The following is a 14,540-nucleotide window of genomic DNA, read 5'->3' as shown; positions in this document are numbered from 1 at the left end:
AAGAGGACTGAGTCGGTCATCGACTGGCTGCTCGATCGCTGAAGTACCCTGCGGTGGGTGTATCTGCGTCGGATCGGCCTGCGGTGGGCCGGATGCGATGGCGGTGGCAACGGTGGGGCGGGCAGCCAGCAAGCGCCGTAGGGTGATCTCCAAGTGCTGTTTGCGCAGCGGTTTGCTGAGGAAGTCGTCCATGCCAATGGCCCGGCAGCGTTGCTCATCGGAGGCCAGGGCTGATGCGGTCAGGGCGATGATCGCAACAGTGTTCAGGGGTGCGGGCAGGGACCGGATGTGGGCAGTGGCCTGGTAGCCGTCCATGACGGGCATCTGGCAGTCCATCAGCACCGCGTCGTAGGGGCGTTCCTGCAACATCCGCAGGGCCTCCTGGCCGTTGGCGGCGATGGTGGGGGCATAGCCGAGGCTGGTGAGCATCTCTGCGATGACATGCTGGTTGACCTCGTTGTCCTCGGCGACGAGGATCGGCCGGGCGCTGGCCTCGGGTAGCGACGCGCGGGCAGCGACTATCCGCTTGGTGCTGTCGGCGTCCGGATCGGCGCTCTGGCCGAGCAGTTGCAGCATGATGGCGCGCAGCTGTGCTGAGCGGATGGGCTTGGTCACATAGCCCTCGATGCCGCACTCACGGGCCGTGCGAGCCTCGCCAGCCTGATTGGTGGAGGTCAGCATCACCAGACGGGTACCGGTCAAGGTGACATCGCTGGTGATGATCCGCGCCAGGTCCAGGCCGTCGAGGCCGGGCATGTGCATGTCCAGCAGCGCGATGGCGTACGGATCACCAGTGCGGACGGCTTCGCCGAGCGCGGCCAGGGCGCTGTGTCCGTCAGGCACGGCGTGCACGCGCACACCCCAGGTGGCCAGTAGGTCGCCCACCACGGTGCGGTTGGTGGCGTTGTCGTCGACGACCAGCACGCGCACCCCGGCCAAATCGGTCGCCGCGGGGGCGGCGTCGACTGGTGCGTTGGCCTCAGGCAACGACAAGGTGAGATGGAAGCGGCTGCCCCGGCCGGGTGCGCTGTCAACACCGATGGTGCCGCCCATGAGGTCGACCAGTTGGCGGGCGATGTTCAAACCGAGGCCGGTGCCGCCGTAGCGGCGGGTGGTGGAGGCATCGGCCTGGGTGAAGGCGTCGAACAGGTCGGCTTGGCGCTCGGCGGGGATGCCGATGCCGGTGTCGGTGACGGCCAGGTGCACCTGGCGGATGCGGTCGTCTTCGGCAGCCGGCCCGATGTCCACGGTGACGACGATCTCACCGTGTTCGGTGAACTTGACGGCGTTGGAGACGAGGTTGGTCAGGATCTGCCGGATGCGGTGGGCATCACCGCGCAGCGCCGGCGGCACGACCGGGGTGACGAGAGTGGCGATCTCCAGGCCCTTGGCCTGCGCGGTGGGTGCATTCAAACTGACGATGTCCTCAACCAGGGCCCGCATGTCGAAGTCGATCGGGTCGATGTCGAGTTTCCCGGCTTCGATCTTGGAGAAGTCGAGGATGTCGTTGATCACATTGAGCAGCGCGTCGGCGGAATTTTGCACCGTGGTCAGATAGTCGCGCTGGCGATCGTCGAGATCGGTCTCCAGCAGCAGGCCGGTCAGGCCGATGACGCCGTTCATGGGGGTGCGGATTTCATGGCTCATGTTGGCCACGAACTCTGACTTCATCCGGGAGGCGGCCAGGGCGGCGTCACGGGCGGCGGCCAGTTCGCTTTCAGCCCGTTTGCGGTCGGTGATGTCGCGCACGAAGGCGTTGAAGGTCACCTCTCCACCGGCGGTGGAGGCCCACAAGGCCATCTCGGCAGGGAAAAGCGTGCCATCACGGCGGCTCAGTTCCACCTCACTCTGTCGGCTGATCATGTGAGGCCGGCCCTCAGCGTACAAAAGCGCGAATCTGGACTGGTAGGCCTCACGCTGGTCGGCGGGAGCGATCACGTCGCTGAACGGACGGCCGAGCGCCTCAGGTGCCGGCCGGTCGAAGACGATCTCGGCACGGGAGTTCCACCGGATGACACGGCCCTGGGCATCGACGGCCACGAAGGCATCACCGGCGGCCTCCAGGATGGCGCTGACCTGCTCCTCACGGTGGAGGAGGTCGGCTTCGGCGGCGCGGCGGCGCCGTTCGGTGTGCGCGGCCAGCAACAGCCCACCCAACAACGCCTGGGCCAGCAGTGAAGTCACTGCCAGTACCCGGCCGGTGAACTGGTTTACAGCGGCGAAGGCGTCGATGGCGGGGACCTCGGCGACCACGGCCCAGCCCAGATCAGGAACGCTCCGATAGGCACTGATGGTCTGTGCACCGGCCTCGATGGTGCCGGCGGTGCGGTTGCCGCCGGCCAGCGCGGCCCGGATGTGCTCATCAGCCAGGCTTGAGAGCAGGCCCGGCTGTCGGCTGCCGGGACCGGCCAGCAGCACGCCGTGGCGGTCGGCCACCCGAAGGTGCACATCTTGTACCTCGGCCAGCCGGTCGGTGAAGGCCGCGATCGCCTCCAGCCGGTACCCCAGGCCGATCACTCCGGTGACCTGCCCTTCCCAGAGCACCGGTGCGGTGATGGCCACGATCTTCGGGCGGCCGGGCAGCGCGGCCTCGAACGCCTGCGACACATACGGCCGGCGGGTGGAGACGGCACCCTGAAAGTAGTCGCGGTGGGCGAAGTTCTTGCCGATCACGCTGGGCTGGGCGGGGTCGAAGGCGAGCATGGTGCCGGAGGCGTCCAGCACTCATGCACCGATGAAGGCGGGGTCGCGCGACTCCAGGGCCGTTACGTGCCGCTGCAACAGCGCAGGGTCGGCTTGTGCGCCTCGGGCAAGCTCGGCGGCCAGCAGCCGTCGCTCGGCGTAGGAGGCCACCAGCGCGCGCAGCGCAGCCAATTTGTCACCGAGGTAGGCTGCGCTCACCTCGGCGCTGGTGCCCAGACGCCGCTCGACGTCCGCCTCGGCCACCGCGGTGGCCTGGTGCACCGACAGATACGCCAGCCCGGCCAGTGGCAGCAACGCCACGGCCATGATGACCGCGCACAGGCGCAGCAGCGCACGGCGCAGCGCCCTGCGGGCGGCACAGCTGATCTTGGCATCGCGGTCGAACGCCGACCACCGCGCCACGGTCAGCGCCGTCACCACCAGTGAGCCGCCGGCGATCACTGCCACGTCCGCGCTGGAACCCTGCACTGCGCGAATGATCAGCAGGACCGGCAACGGCAGCACCACGAGCACCAGCGCCGCGTTCCGCACCCATGCGGGCACGACGGTCGCCTGCGCGCCCTCAGGTGCCAGGGCCGCCGCGCTCAAAGCGGCGAACGACACCAGCCACCAGGCGAATCCCGGGCCGCCGAGGGCAAATGAGCCATCCAGCACCGCGATGTTGTAGAGCACATCCCCAGTCAGCTGCAGCAGGACCCAACCGGCCAGCAGCAGCGATCGCAGGCAGCGCCGGCCGGTGAACACCAACAGGGCGGCAGAGACCAGCAGCAGCACATCCAGCACGGGATAGGCCGCATTCACCAGCCGCGCAGCCAGACTCATCCCCGACGCGCTGGCGTGGTCGGCGACGAAGAACACCCACATCACCACTGCCGCCGCCGTGGCCAGACTCGCCGTCTCCAGCACCGAGACCCGATCGGCGCCCTGGGCGCGGGCCAGCACCGTCAACCCCAGCGCCGAGACCAGATAGGACGACAACCACAGCACGTCCCCCAGCGACGGCGCCATCACCGTCACCTCGGCGGCTAGCGGATACAGATAGAAACACACCCAGGCGGCAGCGCTTAGTGCTTGCCCGAGCGCCAGCGCATACCAGCCCGTCGCCCCTGAGTGCTGGCGGCGAGCCGGGACCACGAGCGCCACCACGCACATGGCGTTGAGCGTCACCATCAGCGCCGCCTGCACCTGTCCCATCGGCAGTGCAAAGAACACCATCGTGCCGAGTAGTTGCCCCAGCGCGCACACCAGCCAGGCGGGCACGAAACGCCCCGCCACCTTCCATCCATACCTGTTGTCGACTCGCATAACGTCTGATCTATCGGCACCAGCGCGCGCCAGTTGAGAGGTCTGTGTCAGGCCTCATCGGCGCGGGCAGGTCGATTGGGCGCGTGATCTGGTGTGTCAGTAACAGGCCCAAGCTGTCGGCCGATGCTCCCGGATTGTGGGGTATTGGTGGGCTTGATCCGGTTTGACAGACATCCGAGATCAGGGGCTCGTCCCCGGAAGGATGTCCATGATGGAGCACATGGGGAAGAAGAAACCGCGTCCTCGCCGCTCGTTCACGCGTGAGTTCAAGGCGGAGATCGTCGAGCTGTGTCAGGGCGGGGACCGTTCGATCGGCCAGGTGGCCAAGGACTTCGATCTGACCGAGACCGCGGTACGCGAGTGGATCCGCCAGGCCGAGGTCGACACCGGTCGACGGGACGGGCTGACCAGCGACGAACGCGAGGAGCTGGCCGCGCTGCGGCGAGAAAACCGCCGCCTGCGCGAGGACGTCGACATCCTCAAGCGGGCCACGGCTTTCTTCGCCAAGGAGACCCGGTGAAGGTGCATCCCTTCATCGAGGCGGAAAAGCAGGGCGGCCACAACGTCAAACGGGCGTGTGAGCTGCTGGAGGTCTCCCGATCCGCCTTCTATGCCCGCCGTCAGGCCATTGCCGGTCCCCGCGCGGTGCGCGATGCGCACCTGGCCGAGCGCATCGCCGAGGTCCATCGGCACTCGCGCGGCATCTACGGCGCTCCGCGCATCCACGCGCTCTTGCAGCGGGAAGGCACCGGCTGCGGCCGGCGCCGGGTGGCCCGGCTGATGCGCGCGGCCGGACTGCAGGGCCGCCACCGGCGCCGCCGACAGCAGACCACCGTCGCCGATCCGCAGGCCGCGCTGCGCCCCGACCTCATCGGCCGGGACTTTCGCCCGGATGCGGCCGCGCTCGATACCCGCTGGTGCGGCGACATTACTTACCTGCCCACCGAGGAGGGCTGGCTGTATCTGGCCATGGTCATCGACATCGCCTCCCGTCGGGTGGTGGGCTGGGCCACTGCTGATCATCTGCGCACCGAACTGGTCGCCGACGCCTTGGAAGCGGCCTGCCGGCGGCGCCGCCCCGTCCGAGAAGTGATCTTCCACTCGGACCGCGGCTGTCAGGGCGGATTCAACCGGTCGTCGCAACACCTCGATTTGGGAGGTGTTGATGGGTCGGCCAGCTGGATGGATGCAGGCGTTGACGGGGCGGTCACCGATGAAGTCGCCGGGCGCTCCAGCGCATCGGCGGGAGATCGAGCGGGCGTTCTGGCGAGAGATCGCGAAAGGACTTCTTGCCGAGGAGGCGGCTGCTGCGGTCGGGGCGTCGCAGGCTGTGGGTGGTCGGTGGTTCCGACATGGTGGCGGCATGCCACCGATGGATCTTGCCGCGCTCTCCGGCCGCTACCTGTGCTTCCAGGAGCGGGAGGAGATCGCGATCTGGAAGGCGCAGGATGTCGGGGTTCGGGAGATAGCCCGGCGGCTCGGCCGCCCCCCGTCGACGATCTCCCGGGAGCTACGGCGCAACGCCGCGACCCGCGGCGGCCGGCTGGACTACCGCGCCTCTGTCGCGCAGTGGAAGGCCGACCTGGTGGCCCAGCGTCCAAAGGCGGCGAAGCTGACCACCAACGACCGGCTGCGCCACTACGTGCAGGAAAGGCTGTCCGGTCAGATCCACGGGCCGGACGGGACGGTACTCGGGCCGGAGGCTGGGCCGTGGAAAGGGCGAAACAAGCCGCATCGAGGAGACCGCCGGTGGGTGAGCGCCTGGAGCCCGGAGCAGATAGCCAACCGGCTGAAGGCAGACTTCCCTGATGATGCGTCCATGAGGATCAGCCACGAGGCGATCTACCAGGCCCTCTACGTCGAGTCCCGGGGCGCGCTCAAGCGCGAGCTTGTCGCCTGCCTGCGCACAGGTCGTGCGCTGCGGGCTCCCCGAGCCCGCTCCAAGCGCAAGGCGTGGGCGCACGTCACACCCGAGGTGATGATCAGCGAGCGGCCGGCCGAGGTTGATGACCGCGCTGTGCCAGGACACTGGGAGGGTGACCTGGTCATCGGGTTGGAGCGGTCGGCAATCGGTACGTTGGTTGAGCGCACGACCCGCTTCACGATGCTGGTCCACCTACCTCGCCAAGAGGGATACGGCATCATCCCGCGGACCAAGAACGGGCCGCCGCTGGCCGGGTATGGCGCCGAGACGATGAAGACCGCCCTCGCCGCCACCATCGGCGCCCTGCCCGAGCACTTGCGCCGGTCACTGACTTGGGGCCGAGGCAAGGAGCTGTCAGCACATGCTCAGTTCACGATCGAGACGGGCGTCCCGGTCTTCTTCGCCGACCCCCACAGCCCTTGGCAGCGCGCCACGAACGAGAACACGAACGGCCTACTGCGCCAGTACTTCCCGAAGGGCACCGACTTGTCCCGCTGGAGCGCCGACGACATCGCTGCCGTCGCAGCGGCGCTCAACGCTCGCCCCCGCAAGAGCCTTGGCTGGAGGACCCCTGCCGAGGCCTTCAACGATCACCTAGACTCGCTGCTGAGCAGCAGTGTTGCGACGACCCCTTGAACCTAAGCAGTACACCAGCGGGGCGTTCGCCGAGCTGGCCGAGCGGCTCGGGGTCCGGCTGTCGGTCGGCCGGACCGGCCAATGCTGGGACAACGCCCTGGCCGAGTCGTTCTTCGCCACGCTGAAGGGTGAACTGCTCGGTGATCGCCCCTGGCCCAGCCGGGCTGCCGCCCGCAGCGCGGTCTTCGAGTTCATCGAGGGCTGGTACAACCTGCACCGGCTGCACAGCAGTCTGGGCTACGTTAGCCCTGCCGCCTACGAGGCCGCCTTCGCGGCCTGATCACCACACCGAAGGTGTCCGCCAAAGCGGAGCAAGCTCACCCCGAAGGCGTCGGCGATCGCATCACCCTGCTGGCCCAGTGGGCCGGGCTGGGCCATCGCACCGCGCACGGCATGCGCGCCGGCATGGCCACGGCCGCCCGGGCCGCCGGCCACGACGCCGTGGCCATCGCCGCCCAGGGCGGCTGGAAGTACAACAGCGATTCGCTGGGCCGCTACCTGCGCCTGATGGAGGGCTGGGGCGAAGACAACGCGCTGTACAACATCGGCATGTAAAGCCGCCGCCTGGCCGGCCGCACCCGACCACCCCGTCACCGCCCGGGAAAGGACCCCGCTGATGGCCCGCACCCGCCCGCCCCGCCTGACCCGCGCCCACGCCGCCGCCCTGCTGCTGCAAGACGACGACTCCACCGCGGCCGCCGCGCACCGCACCGGCTTGGCCATCGACACCGACGGCCGCGCGCGCATCCTGGCCCCCAACGATGTCTTCACCGCGCCCATCCGGCACATCGCGCTGACCCGCGGCGAGCTGCTGGAGGCGGGCGTGCGCGTGGCCGCCGGCTCCGGGCCGCGCCTGGACGCGCTGCTGGCCGACGTCAACACCCACCTGGTGAAGAGCTGGAACACGGCATGACCGTCTCCGAGGTTCCGTGCAGCGGTAAGGCGGATCGACGCTGTCTCCACTCGCTCCGCTGCGCCAGGATCTCGAAGCGGTCATGGAGATCACCGCGAAGTGGGCGGCCCCGACTCTGATGATCTTTCTCGGTCTCGCCGCCTGTCTCGGCTGCTCCCTGGCACGGCTCTTCCGCGGCGTCAGTCACCAGGACTCGACGATCGGTGCGTCGTGCTGTTGCTCCGACCACACCGCGGTGAGACGGCCGAGTCGTTTCGGGGAGGCGATGCCGTGTGCGGACGCGATCTTTCCCTCACGCATTTCGAGTACCAGGAGGCCCGCCACCTGGTCGTCGATTACGGCGATCAAGGCGGGGGAGCCGTTGACCACACCGGCGTGCAGCGCGGGAGAGCCACCGATCAGCCGCCGCTTGCCTTCGCTCGGCTTGAGCGCACCTCGTAGCGCGGCGGCTATCCGCTCCGGGGTGGGGAGCAACAGCAGCTTCTCGCCGAGTCCGGCGCCGTCCGAGATCGCGGCCGCGTCCTCGGTGAGCAGTGCGATCAGCCGCTCGGTCTGTCCCGAGGTGGCGGCGTCGAAGAAGGCTTCGACGATCCGGCGCGCGCCGGCGTTGTCGATGATGTCACCGCGGCGCGCGGTGACGACGCGTCGCCGGGCCCGGTGCAGGTACTGCTGGCTGGCGGATTCGGTGATGTCGAGGATGCCGGCGATCTCGGCATGGCTGTACGAGAACGCCTCGCGCAGTACGTAGACGGCGCGCTCGTTGGGGGAGAGGTGCTCCATGAGGGTCAGCACGGCCAGCGACACCGATTCGCGCTGTTCGAAGGTATCGGCCGGGCCGAGCATCGGGTCGCCCTTGAGGAGCGGTTCGGGCAGCCACGCGCCGACCGCGCGTTCGTGTCTCGCCTGCGCGGAGCGGAGCCGGTCGATGCACAGGTTGGTGACGACCTTGGTCAGCCATGCCTCCGGCACCTCGATCCGATCGCGGCCGGTCGCCTGCCAGCGCAGGAACGCGTCCTGCACGGCGTCCTCGGCGTCGGTGGCCGAGCCGAGCAGACGGTACGCGAGCGAGGCCAGCCGGTCCCGGCTGGCTTCGAACTGCTCGGTGGCGAGGGCGTCCATGCGGCCGACTCTAGGCGGTGGCGGCCTCGGCGGAGCGTCCGGTTGAGGCGGTCAGGCGATGCTTACGGGTCGGCATGCCGAAGGTCGGGTGACCCATGCCCCAGGCGGCGCCTTTGAGGATGGCGTTCTTGAGACGTGCGGTTGTGCGGCCTCGCAGGTACCAGGACTTGGCCCGGGTGTCGCCGTCCACCATCTGGAAGATCGCATCGTGCCGCCCGAGGCTGATGTGGTTGCCGTAGTACTTCAGCGCGGTGGACGGGACTTCGCGGCCGGTCAAGCGTCCGACGATCGCATCGGTCGCCTGCATGCTCGTGAAACCGGCCGAGGCGCATGACATCGGCAGCGGCCGGCCGTTCTCGCCGATGGCGTAGGCGCTGTCGCCTGCGGCGTAGATGTCGGGGTGCGAGACCGAGCGCATGGTGTCGTCGACGACGATCTGGCCGGTGTCGGCGACTTCGAGGCCGCTGCGGGCCGCGATGGGGTGGACGGCGAACCCGCCGGACCACACGGTCGCCTCGGACACGAGGACGGTGCCGTCGGTGGCAATCGCCCGTGCCGGCTCGACGCGCTCGATGGACGTGTGCTCGTGGACGGTGATGCCGAGGCGGTCGAAGGCCCGGCGTAGGTGGCGGCGGGCGCCGGAAGAGAGCCAGGCGCCCAGTTCGCCGCGGGCTGCCAGTGCCACCTTCAGCCCGGGTCGCGACTCGGCGATCTCGGTGGAGGTCTCGATGCCGGTCAGGCCCTCGCCCACGACCAGCACGTGTCTGCCCTCGCCCAGGCCGTCCAGGTGATCGCGCAGCCGCAGCGCCGCAGCCCGGCCGGTGACGTGGAAGGCGTGCTCGGCGACACCGGGAACGCTGTGGTCGGCGACGGTGCTGCCGAGCGCGTAAAGGAGGGTGTCGTAGGCGAGTTCGCCGTCGTCCAAGGTGACGCTCTTGTGCTCGACGTCGACCGCTTCGACGCGCGCCAGGCGCAGCCGTATCCCGGTGCCGGCGAACATGTCGGCCAGCGGGCGCTTCTTGAGGTCCTGACCGGCCGCGAGCTGGTGGAGGCGCATCCGCTCGACGAAGTCGGGTTCGGCGTTGACGACGGTGATCTTGGTGTCGGCGGGGTCGAGGCGGCGGGCCAGGCTCCCGGCCGTGTAGGCCCCGGCGTAACCGGCGCCGAGGACGACGATGTGATGCGTCATGGTCTTGCTCCTGTCTGTCCGCTTACCAGTTGAGCGAGACAGCGGGCCGATCCATGACAGGGCTTCACTGTGAAGTGGATCACATATCGCCTGTCGGCAATTCACGGGAATCTACGGGAATTCACGGGAATTCGTCAGCGGAGAGGGCCGCGTTCGTCGACGTACCGGGTGGGGGTCCCGAGGAACACGTCCCGCTCCGCCGGGCCGTACGCGACGTTGAGGGTGTGCAGATGGTAGGACCAGTCGGCCATGCCGGCCGCGCTGCTGAAGCGGTAGTTGAGCTGCCACCTCAGCCACTGCCCCAAGGTCAGCCGGATCGCGGGAGGGCGCCGGCGCCGGGGCGGCAGGGTGAAGAGCGCCGGGATCAGCGGCTGGACCAGCAGACGTCCGTCGGCCTCTTTCAGACGCACACTTCTGACGTCTCCGGTCAGGGGATGCACGGATGAATGGGGACGGAAGGCGTCGGCTTCGCGCATGGAAATCTCGTGAATGAACGGATGGGAGGCGTCCGGCAGCTCGAATCCGACGGCGAGTGCGTTCCGGGATGCGGCGGCGGTTCCTCCGCGTGACTGTTTGGTCCACGAGGTGCGGACCCACTGCACGACCACATCGATGAGGGAATCGTCGCACCGCCACGTCAAGGTGTCGCTCTCCGCAGCAGCACTTCAGCCCTTGGGATGCCCCCATGTCGCAGGAATGCCTTCATCTCGCCTGAGGAGAGCGCTATTTTGACGCTCTGCCTCCATCAAGGTGGCGGGGGTGGATGATTCCTCGCGGCAACGCGCCGACGCCCTGGCCGCCCTGGAGAACTGGGCGGCCCTGCAGCCCCGCGCCCGGCGCGAACTCCTGGCCGAAGCTTGGCGGGCAGGCGAGCGTAACGTCGCCCGGCTGGCGCGTACCGCCCGCATCTCGCGCGATGTTGTCTACGCCGATCTGAAAGCAGCAGGCATCAACACCCTGGACCGCCGTGCCGTCGTGAGAAGGGAGGAACCCTCGATTGATCGCGTCGGCTCGGGCGAGCGCGTCGTGCCCCGAATGCGCCCAGGCATCGATGTCGCGGTAGTTCGCGTCGCGGATCTGCCGCAGCCTCCTGCGATAGGCGGCCGCATCCCCGGTGCGGTGGCGCGCATCCAGCGCCCGATCCAGCGGGAGGTCGCTGTCGGCTCCGACGTAGGGCTCGGGCAGCTGCCAGGCCTCGCGCACCCCGGCGGCCTTGACCCGCTTCCACCAATCCCACTGCTGGGCGGCCCAGATGAGGTCGGCGTCATCGTCGTCGGGGTCCAACTCCCAGCCGTCGCGTCGCGGATCCCAGCCATCACCCGGCGATCGCCAGGCCGGCATCTGCCCTGCGCTGCTGATGCGCAAGATGACCAGCCGCGTCTGCGCCCAGACGTAGTGCGCAGTCATCTCCTGCAGCCACACATACCGCGCTGCCGGATCGGCCTCGGCCGTCGACCCGATGGGCACCACCCGGGTCATCTCCTCGATGATCCGGCGCACGACCTCTTCGGCTTCGTCGTCGCGCAGGGGATAGGAGAACGCCTTTTGGATGCGGCCTGCGGCCACGGGCGTAAACAGCGCATCCCGGGCGAGCCCGGTGCGCTTGGCCAGCACGGTGATCAGCTGGTCATCCGCTGTGATCATGACGTGGCGCTTCTTTCCGGCGCGGCCGCTGGGTGCGGCGAGCCTACGCCCCGAAAGAGCGTGATCGGCATCGAAGGCATCATGCGATCAGAGGTCCGGAGGCGTAGCCAGCTGCACCGCGGGCGCTGAACCCTACGATGGGCGCAGCAGGGCACGTCGCATACGCCCCCTGGGCGGTCGCTGAGCTCCCCTTCCGAAAGGCAGGCGCCCCGATGATTCGACGGACACCCTCCAGCCCCTGGGAGCGTTTTTTCGACCCCGCCGACAAACCTCGGGGACCGCGGCTGGCCGCCGCGGCTGAGGCGCTGGACAGCCTCACCGACCACGATGACCTGGATCGGGTGATTGCCGCGGTGCTCAGCAAACGGCGCATCGCCCAGCTCGCTGAACGCCGCATCACGGTCGGGTCCAGCCCATGCCCTTGCTATCTTCGCGACTCCCGGGGCGCCTTGCACCGCCGCCGGCACGGCGGGGAGAAACCAGGACTGTGCTACCTCCAAGAGGCGCACCGTGGCCCGGACATGCTGGACCACCTGCGCGGCTGGTACCGCGACAACAAGCTCATCGCCTTCACCCTGGAGCCCTATGAGGAGATCAAGGCCGATGCCTTCCGCGCGGCCAGCCAGGCCCTCGCCGACGATGACCTCGTCATGTCCGTGTGTTCCTGTTGCGCGGTGCACTACCCCGGGCAGACACTCGCCATCATCATCACCCGCGCCGAAGACGATCTATCCATCCACCCGATCAGCGGTCTGTAGTCCGGCTGGGCCAGCCGGCTGACTGGCCGGGCCGTGCCGCTCGCGGATCCACCACCGCGTTCATGGCGCCCACGACGACCTGTCACTGCTGAGACTTATGCACGGTGAGCTGCCGCGCTGGCCGGTCCCGAAGCCCGGGACCACCAGACCACCTGGTGTGCTGTGCCGACGACAGCGAGCCCCTCACCGTCAGCTGACGCGCCGGACGCCGCCTCCCCCGGGGTGTCCGGCGCCGCTGCGAGGCCTACCACGGAACCTGCGCGCCCGGGCGGTGCGCCGCTGCGCGGCTCGCCCTGCGGGCGACCGCCCCAGCGCGCAGAACCCGCGGTCCAGACGGCCTCGGCGCCGGACAACCGGCGCTGACCCGCTTCCTTCGGAGACTTGCGTGAACGACCACGCCCAGCAGCGTGCCCACCCGCCCGCACATGCGGCGACCCCCAGCTCACCCCGCATTTCCGCACCCGAGAATGTCGGTCGCCCTGGAGAGAATGGAGCCATGAACGACGCGCCTGCCACTCCCCTGACCGTCCTGGCCGATGCGGCCGCCTACGCCGAAGCCGTGCAGCTGGCCGTGGACGCCGCGGCCGCCTACTACGGCGATGGCACCTCCCCGCCGGACGATGACGCCTACGACCGGCTGGTGCGCGGCATCGAGGCCTACGAGCAGACGCATCCCGAGCAGGTGCTGCCGCACTCGCCGACCGGCAAGGTCGCCGGCGGCGCCGTAGAGGGCGATGTGCCGCACACCGTGCCCATGCTCAGTCTGGACAACGTCTTCGACGCCGCCGGCCTGGAGCGGTGGGCGGCCGGGCTGGAGCGCCGCCTGGGCAGGGCGGTCACCGCCTGGAGTGTGGAGCCCAAATTCGACGGACTGGCGATCTCGGCCCGCTACCACCACGGCCGGCTGACCCAGCTCGTCACCCGTGGGGATGGCACGGCCGGTGAGGATGTGTCCCGGGCGATCGGCACCATCGTCGGGCTGCCGGATCGCCTCTCCTCGCCGGTCACCGTGGAGATCCGCGGCGAGGTGATGATGACCGCTGAGCAGTTCGAGGCCGCGTGCGAAAAGCGCACCGCGCATGACGGCACCACTTTCGCCAATGCGCGCAACGCCGCCGCGGGCACGCTGCGGGCCAAGGACCGGCCGTATGCCTGTGTGAGCTGACCTTCTTCGGCTACGGCGCGCTGCCGCTGCCGCCCGGCGACGATTCGGAGCTGGCGGTCCGGCTGCGCACCCTGCCGCACAGCCATCAACACGCCCATCATGATCAGGTGTGTTGCGACAAACACTAGAACCCGCGCGGAATCACAGGGTCAGTCTTCAGCCGGAACCGACAGGCGGCCCATGTCCCGAACGCGATACTTCTGCGGTAGTAGGAGACAGCGAGGATGCGTCCGACTTTTCGAAGCCTCGAGCGAACCGGATCGGCCGACTTACGGCATCTTCTCAACGTCGAGCCCAAGCGGGAGATACAGCTGCGGCTCGGCGGTGACGATCGGCCAGCCGGTCTGCACCGCCAGCAGGCAGCAATGCGTAGTGCACACGTCCCGATGCAGCTCAGGGTAGGGCGCGGCCAGGTAGGCGGCATTTTCCAGGTCGATACGGTCGCTGAGCGCGTGCAGTGCGACGCCGGGTGAGGTCACCAGGTCGAACAGCATCGGTTGGGCGCGCGGCCTGCGGGCGATGGTCACCTGGTAGGCCGAGGCCGGGGTGAGCAGGGTGGCGCCGTCGCGGGTGGCGACGTTCAGCAGGGTGCGCTGGTAGACCTCGGGGGCGGCGGCGTATCGCCTCCTGGCTGCGCCTGCGCAGCGTGTGCAGGCTGAAGAGGGTCTCGGCCATGGGACCCAGCGGTGCCATGCGCACCCGGGCCACATCCTCGGCGGTGAAATGAATCCGGTGCATCCACTCCCCCACTCCACCCGCCGCTATCACAGTCCCGTTATGGTTTCGCACCCTCGACTCAAGACATCGAGCGGCGTGGTCGAACCAGAACCTACAAGCCTCACGGCCGGTGATTTCTTCCAGTGGCAGTGGGCGGATCGACTTTCCCGGCGCCGCCCTATCACCAGGGAAAGACGGCTGCAGCTCGCCCCTGCTCATGACGGCGCATCGATCACATCGCACGCCTGCCGACCGAGCCGAACGTGGTGTCGTGCACTGCCGGCATAAAGGAGACGGCCCGCTGACGGGGCGGCTCCTGCGCCGCCTTCCGGCGGTGGCGTTTTACCCACCGCAGCCACCGTCCTCTCCGACTCCCCCGGCGGAGGACCGGCCTGCTGGCAGCCGCTTTCGGCCGCAGCGGCAAAGCTGCAGCCGCCCGGGCCTACACAGGAGGCGAAGGGGCCTTT

Annotated in this window: 14 protein-coding genes and 1 pseudogene; 8 read left to right on the top strand and 7 right to left on the bottom strand. The window is 68.8% G+C overall.

Annotated elements, in window-relative coordinates:
* Together Psi01_RS42100 and Psi01_RS42095 are read right to left on the bottom strand one after the other, a co-directional pair.
* Nucleotides 1-2,724 (bottom strand): response regulator (locus Psi01_RS42100; protein ID WP_204069811.1); only part of this gene is annotated, 2,724 nt, incomplete at its 3' end.
* Nucleotides 2,725-3,963, bottom strand: coding sequence for a hypothetical protein (locus tag Psi01_RS42095; protein ID WP_204069810.1), 1,239 nt, complete (start codon nucleotides 3,961-3,963; stop codon nucleotides 2,725-2,727).
* A gap of 265 nt (nucleotides 3,964-4,228) precedes the next feature.
* Here Psi01_RS42095 and Psi01_RS43945 point away from each other — a divergent pair, with 265 nt between their 5' ends.
* From Psi01_RS43945 to Psi01_RS42070, 6 genes and pseudogenes are all read left to right on the top strand, one after another.
* Nucleotides 4,229-4,528, top strand: a complete 300-nt coding sequence (locus tag Psi01_RS43945; protein WP_239128438.1) for a transposase — start codon at nucleotides 4,229-4,231, stop codon at nucleotides 4,526-4,528.
* Nucleotides 4,525-5,115: pseudogene (locus Psi01_RS44685) on the top strand (IS3 family transposase); the annotation flags it as partial. The gene Psi01_RS43945 and the pseudogene Psi01_RS44685, both read left to right, overlap by 4 nt.
* 79 nt (nucleotides 5,116-5,194) lie before the next feature.
* On the top strand, nucleotides 5,195-6,568 hold the full coding sequence (locus tag Psi01_RS42085; protein WP_204069809.1) for an IS30 family transposase: 1,374 nt from the start codon (nucleotides 5,195-5,197) through the stop codon (nucleotides 6,566-6,568).
* Entirely contained in the window at nucleotides 6,552-6,848 is a 297-nt protein-coding gene (locus Psi01_RS42080) for an integrase core domain-containing protein (protein ID WP_204069808.1), read from the top strand. Before Psi01_RS42085 ends, Psi01_RS42080 begins: the two co-directional genes overlap by 17 nt.
* Before the next feature lie 14 nt (nucleotides 6,849-6,862).
* Entirely contained in the window at nucleotides 6,863-7,123 is a 261-nt protein-coding gene (locus tag Psi01_RS42075) for a hypothetical protein (protein ID WP_204069807.1), read from the top strand.
* A gap of 61 nt (nucleotides 7,124-7,184) precedes the next feature.
* Nucleotides 7,185-7,481 carry a hypothetical protein gene (locus tag Psi01_RS42070; protein ID WP_204069806.1) on the top strand — a complete coding sequence of 99 codons (297 nt, stop codon included), beginning with the start codon at nucleotides 7,185-7,187 and terminating at the stop codon, nucleotides 7,479-7,481.
* A gap of 183 nt (nucleotides 7,482-7,664) precedes the next feature.
* On the opposite strand, the gene Psi01_RS42065 is transcribed toward Psi01_RS42070, so the two are convergent.
* The 4 genes from Psi01_RS42065 to Psi01_RS42050 form a co-directional block, all read right to left on the bottom strand.
* Nucleotides 7,665-8,600, bottom strand: a complete 936-nt coding sequence (locus Psi01_RS42065; protein ID WP_204069805.1) for a sigma-70 family RNA polymerase sigma factor — start codon at nucleotides 8,598-8,600, stop codon at nucleotides 7,665-7,667.
* Between the two features lie 10 nt (nucleotides 8,601-8,610).
* The gene (locus tag Psi01_RS42060) at nucleotides 8,611-9,789 is read right to left on the bottom strand and encodes an NAD(P)/FAD-dependent oxidoreductase (RefSeq protein ID WP_204069804.1); all 1,179 of its coding nucleotides are present in this window, start codon (nucleotides 9,787-9,789) and stop codon (nucleotides 8,611-8,613) included.
* A gap of 134 nt (nucleotides 9,790-9,923) precedes the next feature.
* Nucleotides 9,924-10,199, bottom strand: coding sequence for a hypothetical protein (locus Psi01_RS42055; protein ID WP_204069803.1), 276 nt, complete (start codon nucleotides 10,197-10,199; stop codon nucleotides 9,924-9,926).
* Between the two features lie 313 nt (nucleotides 10,200-10,512).
* Nucleotides 10,513-11,433, bottom strand: coding sequence for a hypothetical protein (locus Psi01_RS42050; RefSeq protein ID WP_204069802.1), 921 nt, complete (start codon nucleotides 11,431-11,433; stop codon nucleotides 10,513-10,515).
* A 212-nt stretch (nucleotides 11,434-11,645) separates the two neighbouring features.
* Here Psi01_RS42050 and Psi01_RS42045 point away from each other — a divergent pair, with 212 nt between their 5' ends.
* Together Psi01_RS42045 and Psi01_RS42040 are read left to right on the top strand one after the other, a co-directional pair.
* Complete coding sequence (locus Psi01_RS42045) at nucleotides 11,646-12,191, top strand: hypothetical protein (RefSeq protein ID WP_204069801.1); 546 nt, start codon at nucleotides 11,646-11,648, stop codon at nucleotides 12,189-12,191.
* Nucleotides 12,192-12,687: 496 nt separating this feature from the next.
* Nucleotides 12,688-13,356: a DNA ligase LigA-related protein gene (locus Psi01_RS42040; RefSeq protein ID WP_239128437.1), complete on the top strand. Its 669-nt coding sequence runs from the start codon at nucleotides 12,688-12,690 to the stop codon at nucleotides 13,354-13,356.
* 269 nt (nucleotides 13,357-13,625) lie between these two features.
* Here Psi01_RS42040 and Psi01_RS42035 read toward each other — a convergent pair whose 3' ends face one another.
* Nucleotides 13,626-13,883, bottom strand: a complete 258-nt coding sequence (locus Psi01_RS42035; protein ID WP_204069800.1) for a hypothetical protein — start codon at nucleotides 13,881-13,883, stop codon at nucleotides 13,626-13,628.
* Nucleotides 13,884-14,540: the final 657 nt, after the last annotated feature.

It is taken from the genome of Paraplanobispora siamensis, from assembly GCF_016863175.1.
Classification (GTDB): Bacteria; Actinomycetota; Actinomycetes; order Streptosporangiales; family Streptosporangiaceae; genus Planobispora; species Planobispora siamensis.
This window is presented reverse-complemented; position numbering and strand designations above follow the sequence as displayed.

What these genes read in the sequence shown, in the direction of transcription:
- Psi01_RS42060 (WP_204069804.1), bottom strand. Translation starts at nt 9,789, where the DNA reads ATGACGCATCACATCGTCGTCCTCGGCGCCGGTTACGCCGGGGCCTAC.
- Psi01_RS42065 (WP_204069805.1), bottom strand. Translation starts at nt 8,600, where the DNA reads ATGGACGCCCTCGCCACCGAGCAGTTCGAAGCCAGCCGGGACCGGCTG.
- Psi01_RS42050 (WP_204069802.1), bottom strand. Translation starts at nt 11,433, where the DNA reads ATGATCACAGCGGATGACCAGCTGATCACCGTGCTGGCCAAGCGCACC.
- Psi01_RS42070 (WP_204069806.1), top strand. Translation starts at nt 7,185, where the DNA reads ATGGCCCGCACCCGCCCGCCCCGCCTGACCCGCGCCCACGCCGCCGCC.
- Psi01_RS42085 (WP_204069809.1), top strand. Translation starts at nt 5,195, where the DNA reads ATGCAGGCGTTGACGGGGCGGTCACCGATGAAGTCGCCGGGCGCTCCA.
- Psi01_RS43945 (WP_239128438.1), top strand. Translation starts at nt 4,229, where the DNA reads ATGGGGAAGAAGAAACCGCGTCCTCGCCGCTCGTTCACGCGTGAGTTC.
- Psi01_RS42040 (WP_239128437.1), top strand. Translation starts at nt 12,688, where the DNA reads ATGAACGACGCGCCTGCCACTCCCCTGACCGTCCTGGCCGATGCGGCC.
- Psi01_RS42045 (WP_204069801.1), top strand. Translation starts at nt 11,646, where the DNA reads ATGATTCGACGGACACCCTCCAGCCCCTGGGAGCGTTTTTTCGACCCC.